11 protein-coding genes are annotated in these 4599 nt (G+C 67.9%); 10 read left to right on the top strand and 1 reads right to left on the bottom strand.

Features of this window, described 5'->3' with window-relative positions; all coding sequences use genetic code 11:
* The 8 genes from ABD912_RS23405 to ABD912_RS23370 form a co-directional block, all read left to right on the top strand.
* The coding region (locus ABD912_RS23405; RefSeq protein WP_345154878.1) for a helix-turn-helix transcriptional regulator at positions 1 to 250 on the top strand (250 nt) is incomplete at its 5' end.
* Positions 247 to 534 (top strand): hypothetical protein, encoded by a 288-nt coding sequence (locus ABD912_RS23400; RefSeq protein ID WP_345154876.1) that lies wholly within the window; start codon positions 247 to 249, stop codon positions 532 to 534. The genes ABD912_RS23405 and ABD912_RS23400, both read left to right, overlap by 4 nt.
* 11 nt (positions 535 to 545) lie before the next feature.
* Positions 546 to 734 carry a helix-turn-helix domain-containing protein gene (locus ABD912_RS23395; protein ID WP_345154875.1) on the top strand — a complete coding sequence of 63 codons (189 nt, stop codon included), beginning with the start codon at positions 546 to 548 and terminating at the stop codon, positions 732 to 734.
* A gap of 75 nt (positions 735 to 809) precedes the next feature.
* Positions 810 to 1163: a hypothetical protein gene (locus tag ABD912_RS23390; protein ID WP_345154873.1), complete on the top strand. Its 354-nt coding sequence runs from the start codon at positions 810 to 812 to the stop codon at positions 1161 to 1163.
* 100 nt (positions 1164 to 1263) lie between these two features.
* Positions 1264 to 1464 carry a hypothetical protein gene (locus ABD912_RS23385; protein WP_345154871.1) on the top strand — a complete coding sequence of 67 codons (201 nt, stop codon included), beginning with the start codon at positions 1264 to 1266 and terminating at the stop codon, positions 1462 to 1464.
* On the top strand, positions 1461 to 2285 hold the full coding sequence (locus tag ABD912_RS23380; protein ID WP_345154869.1) for a PD-(D/E)XK nuclease-like domain-containing protein: 825 nt from the start codon (positions 1461 to 1463) through the stop codon (positions 2283 to 2285). Before ABD912_RS23385 ends, ABD912_RS23380 begins: the two co-directional genes overlap by 4 nt.
* Entirely contained in the window at positions 2278 to 3150 is an 873-nt protein-coding gene (locus ABD912_RS23375; RefSeq protein ID WP_345154868.1) for a hypothetical protein, read from the top strand. Before ABD912_RS23380 ends, ABD912_RS23375 begins: the two co-directional genes overlap by 8 nt.
* 3 nt (positions 3151 to 3153) lie before the next feature.
* Complete coding sequence (locus ABD912_RS23370) at positions 3154 to 3687, top strand: single-stranded DNA-binding protein (RefSeq protein ID WP_345154866.1); 534 nt, start codon at positions 3154 to 3156, stop codon at positions 3685 to 3687.
* Here the strand turns inward: ABD912_RS23370 and ABD912_RS23365 are convergent.
* Complete coding sequence (locus tag ABD912_RS23365) at positions 3684 to 3827, bottom strand: hypothetical protein (protein ID WP_345154864.1); 144 nt, start codon at positions 3825 to 3827, stop codon at positions 3684 to 3686. The two genes, ABD912_RS23370 and ABD912_RS23365, sit on opposite strands and share 4 nt — an antisense overlap.
* A gap of 71 nt (positions 3828 to 3898) precedes the next feature.
* Here ABD912_RS23365 and ABD912_RS23360 point away from each other — a divergent pair, with 71 nt between their 5' ends.
* Together ABD912_RS23360 and ABD912_RS23355 are read left to right on the top strand one after the other, a co-directional pair.
* On the top strand, positions 3899 to 4078 hold the full coding sequence (locus tag ABD912_RS23360) for a hypothetical protein (protein ID WP_345154863.1): 180 nt from the start codon (positions 3899 to 3901) through the stop codon (positions 4076 to 4078).
* A gap of 99 nt (positions 4079 to 4177) precedes the next feature.
* Positions 4178 to 4599 (top strand): hypothetical protein (locus ABD912_RS23355; protein WP_345154861.1); only part of this gene is annotated, 422 nt, incomplete at its 3' end.

Genomic DNA, 4599 nt, shown 5'->3' with positions numbered 1-4599 from the left:
ACCACGACAGAACCTGCCAAGAACAACCGAAGATCAGCGCATCGGACTCACCATCCAACGGCTCCGCGAACTCCACGGCATCAGCCAGGAACAACTCGCCCAAGCCATCGACGTAGGCCGCGCCACCCTCGCCCACTACGAGCGAGGAACCCGCCGACTCTCCTACGAACGCATCCAACACATCGCTTGGGCCCTCCACGAGCCAGCCGAAGCAATCGCCCTCCGACCAGCACTGGAGCACGCAGCATGAGCAACCCAATGCCCCTCGAAGACACCACCTGGACCGAAGACGCCCTGCAGACCATCGAGTCCATGGCCTCAGTCCCCGGGAACCGATTCACCGCCGACGACCTCCGCCAGCGGATGCGCCCGGCCCCGCACCCCAACCACGTCGGCGCCGCGTTCCGCATCGCCCGTGGCCGCGGACTCATCGAATCCCAAGGCTTCGGAACCAGCCACGTCCGGTCCCGCCACGGCGGCGCCCTCCGCGTCTGGATCGGCACCCCCGAACGCAGCCTGGCGGCCGCCGCGTGAGCCGCCGGGACATGAGCGTCGCCGAACTGGCCGAAGAACTGCAGCACTCCCAAGAGACCGTCCGGCAACTCCTCAACCGCGGAATGTTCCGGGGCGCGTACAAGGCCGGACGCGGGGGCCAGACGTCTCCGTGGCGGATCCCGATGACGGCACTGGACCACTACCGCAAGCGGCAGCCGCAGGGCTACCGCGCCGCATAAAGAAGGGCCCCGCAGCCGGCCAAAGCATCGCGGGACCCCAGACAAACCCAAGAGTTCATCCAGAAGGAGCCTACCGTGAGCATCCTCACCAACCCCGCATACCTTGAAGCGGCGGCACTAGTCCGCCAGAAGGTCGACTTCTACGTCGACCACTTCGGCCCCACCGAAGACAACCTCCCCGCGATCCAGGTCCCCATCGCCCAGGAGCTCGGCTACAGCATCAGCTACTGGGGCCTGCTCGACGTCGTGACTCTGATCGGCGACCGGCGCAAGGCGGAAAGCGACGCCCTGCCGCTCGACTTCCCGGTCAAGGACCCGGACTACCCGGAGTGCAAGCACCGGTGGCTGGAGCGCCAGGACGACCTGATCAGCGAGGCGACCTTCCACCTGATCGGGCACAACTACCTGATGCACAAGGCGGCCGCCTGATGATCGCCGAACTCTTCAACCCCGCCTTCAACGGCTTCGACCTCCTCGCCATGCTGGCCGGCCTCGGCCTCGCGACCGTCTCTTGGAAGAAGGCCGCCTGATGGCCCGCACCGACGCCGCCTACGCGGAAACCGCGCCGGGCTCATTCGACCAGGACGAGTGGGGCCAGCCCACGAACGTCCAGCCCGGCACCGACACGCTCGGCCAGTTCTGCCCGGTGTGCCGCGAAGGCTGGGACGCCAGCGACCTGCACCACCCCGACTGGGAGCCCTCCGACGACCAGCTGGTGATGCAGCCATGACCGCCATCGCCACGGGCACCGCGCCGCGGTTCCTGGACGGGATGGAATCCGACGACTACCACGCCCACCACGCGCTCGGTTCGTCGTCGCTCAAGACCCTGGCCACCCGCACGCCTGCCCACTTCGTGTGGGAGCGCGAGAACCCCAAGACGAGCGACGCGTTCGACCTCGGCACAGTCGCCCACTCCCTCATCTTGGAGCAGGACGAATCAGGGGTCGCTGTGCTGCAGGTCCGGGACAAGCGGTCCAAGGCATGGAAAGAGTTCGACGCCGACACCCGCGCCGAGGGAAAGATCCCCCTCACCGGCGCCGAGTGGGACCGCGTCACGGCCATGCGCGACAGCGTCATGTCCCACCCGATCGCCCGCAACGCGTTCACCGGCCACGTGGCCGAGCGAAGCGTGTTCTGGGAAAAGAGCGGGGTGCCGGTGAAGTGCCGACCGGACGCCTGGAACCGCGGAGTAATCGTCGACCTCAAGACTGCGGTCAACGCCGACCCCCGCGACTTCCCGAAGAAGGCCATGGACCTTGGCTACCACCAATCCCAGGCGCTCTACCGGGACGGCATGGAAGCACTGACCGGCGACCGGCCCCGGTTCCTGTTCGTGATCGTCGAGAAGGAACCGCCCCACCTGGTCTCGGTGGTCGAGCTCGACCCGGACTTCGAAGCCCTCGGCGCCCGCCTCAATGACCAGGCCCTCACCATCTACCGGGAATGCACCGACACCGGCACGTGGCCCGGATACCCAACCCCAGCAACCCCACTGCCTGCCCCGCGTTGGGCCGACAGCCTCACAGAAGGAATCCTTGGAAATGACTGAACTCGCCACCCGCAACACGGCCACACTCGACACCTCGCCCGCCGCCATCCTGTCCACCCCGGCTTCGGGCACCATCAAGCTCGCCGAGTGGGCCCAGGAACTCACCGCCGCGCACCAGCTCGGCACCGCGCTGTGCGGGACCGACTTCGTTCCTGCGGACTTCCGTGGCAAGCCCGAAGCCGCGGCCGCCGCGATCCTCGCGGGCAAGTCCCTCGGCCTGGACCCGATGAACGCCCTCTCGAACATCTTCGTCGTCCACGGCCGGCCCGCCCTCTACGCCCGCACCATGGCCGCTCTGGTCATGAACGCCGGCCACGAGGTGATTCGCACGGCAGCCTCCCCCGAGTCCGTCACCGTCGCGGCCCGCCGCAAGGGCCAGACGCAGTGGACCGAGTTCACCTGGACCATCCAGCGCGCCCAGCAGGCCGGCTACATGTCGAACAAGAAGTACACGACCGACCCGATCGCGATGCTGACCGCGAAGGCCCAGGCAGAGGCATGCCGCACCATCGCCCCCGACGTTCTCACCGGCGTCGCCTCCGTCTCGGTGGAAGAGGTCGAACTGGAGAACCTGGGCGAACGTCCCGCCGTCCAGTCAGTGGCCGCCGCCTTCGCGGATCCAGCCCCCGCCGCTCCAGAACCGGCAGCAGCACCCGCGCCGGCATCTGCCGCGGACGTGTTCGCCGACCCAGGCACCGGAGAGGTCCTCGATGCCGAGCCCGTGAACTACTTCGACGAGATTGAGGCCCGCAGCGGCGACGTCACCGCGCTCCGCCACCTCTGGAGCCAGGCGTCCAACGCCGGGGAACCGCAGGACGTCCTCGACGCCATCGCCACCGCCGCCTCGAACGCAAAGGCGGCCTAGACCATGGCCGGAGAAACCGTCATCACCGTCATCGGCAACCTGACCTCGGATCCCGAACTCAGGTTCACCCCGTCCGGCAGCGCGGTCGCCAACTTCACGATCGCCAGCACGCCGTCCGTATTCGACCGCCAGAGCAATTCCTTCAAGGACGGCGAAACGCTGTTCCTCCGGGCGTCGGTCTGGAAGGAAGCCGCGGAGAACTGCGCGGAGACGCTGACCAAGGGCGTGCGCGTTATCGCCCAGGGCCGCCTCAAGTCCCGTAGCTACGAGACCAAGGAAGGCGAAAAGCGGACCGTGATGGAACTGGAGGTCGACGAAATCGGCCCGTCGCTGCGGTACGCCTCCGCCAAGGTCACCCGCACCCAGCGCAGCGGCAACGGCGGCAACGGCGGCAACGGAGGGTTCGGCGGCAACGCGGGAGCGTCGGATGGTTCCTGGACTCCGGACGCCGGCAACAGCGGATGGGGCGGCGGGAACTCTGGCGGCGGCTGGGGCAACACGGCCGCCGCGGCTGGCGGCGCCGAGCCGCCCTTCTAGCGGTCGACGCGGATGTTGAGCAGCTGCATGCCTTCGGGCAGCGCAGCATCCAGCGCGGCGCGGGCCTCCTCATAGGTGTCGGCCTCAGCCGATACCTGATCGGTTCCGTCAGCTGTCTCATACGTTCCACGCAAAATCACCCACCCACCTTACCGGCGGGCCCCGGCCCCACGGCTGGGGCCCGCCGGTCCATGAAAGGCAACACCGCACCATGAGCGAGTACACCTGCAAAAGGGCCTGCTGCTGGACTCCCCAGGGCATCTGCGCCACCAAGTACGCCTGCCCCCACCACAAGGCCGAGGAACGCGAGAGCGCCCGCACCGCCTACGTGGTCGACCTCGACGTCGAGCTGCAACGGGCCAACACCCTCACCGCACGGCGCAGGGCCTGACGCACGAGGCGAGCGGCAGACCCCCAAGCTAGCCGCTCGCCTTCGTCATCCCCGCCACCAACACCACCACCCCATCCACGCCGCCTATAAGGAGCCGACGTGACCTACCAGCTCACCGAAAAGCAGAAGCGAGTCCTCTACCGCCGCGGCCGCCGCGTCAACGTCCCCGTCACGCGCACCCGGGCCCACATCGAGCACCTGCACGACCAGGGCATGACCTACCGCGGCATCGCCGAAGCCGTAGGACTGAACGAGAAGACCATCGGCAAGATCGTCCGCGGCGAACAGCAACTCATCCACGTCGACCGGGAACGCCGAGTCCTCGCCGTCTCCCGCGACGCCGTCCTCGCCCGCGACAACGGGAAGGGGTTCGTCCCGAAGGTCGGCGCTGTACGCCGCATCCAAGCCCTCCACGCCATCGGCTGGACCAACAAGGAACTCACCCGCCGGGTCGGCATCAACACAGCCGTCATGGTCAACCAGGTCGGCGACCACATCACCCGGGCCAAGCACGAAAAGGT

Origin of the sequence: Arthrobacter ginkgonis (assembly GCF_039540195.1) — a bacterium.
Classification (GTDB): Bacteria; Actinomycetota; Actinomycetes; order Actinomycetales; family Micrococcaceae; genus Zafaria; species Zafaria ginkgonis.
This window is presented reverse-complemented; position numbering and strand designations above follow the sequence as displayed.

Excerpts from the sequence above, each read along its gene's own strand:
- ABD912_RS23375 (WP_345154868.1), top strand. The coding sequence starts at position 2,278 with ATGACTGAACTCGCCACCCGCAACACGGCCACACTCGACACCTCGCCC.
- ABD912_RS23370 (WP_345154866.1), top strand. The coding sequence starts at position 3,154 with ATGGCCGGAGAAACCGTCATCACCGTCATCGGCAACCTGACCTCGGAT.
- ABD912_RS23360 (WP_345154863.1), top strand. The coding sequence starts at position 3,899 with ATGAGCGAGTACACCTGCAAAAGGGCCTGCTGCTGGACTCCCCAGGGC.
- ABD912_RS23400 (WP_345154876.1), top strand. The coding sequence starts at position 247 with ATGAGCAACCCAATGCCCCTCGAAGACACCACCTGGACCGAAGACGCC.
- ABD912_RS23385 (WP_345154871.1), top strand. The coding sequence starts at position 1,264 with ATGGCCCGCACCGACGCCGCCTACGCGGAAACCGCGCCGGGCTCATTC.
- ABD912_RS23380 (WP_345154869.1), top strand. The coding sequence starts at position 1,461 with ATGACCGCCATCGCCACGGGCACCGCGCCGCGGTTCCTGGACGGGATG.
- ABD912_RS23395 (WP_345154875.1), top strand. The coding sequence starts at position 546 with ATGAGCGTCGCCGAACTGGCCGAAGAACTGCAGCACTCCCAAGAGACC.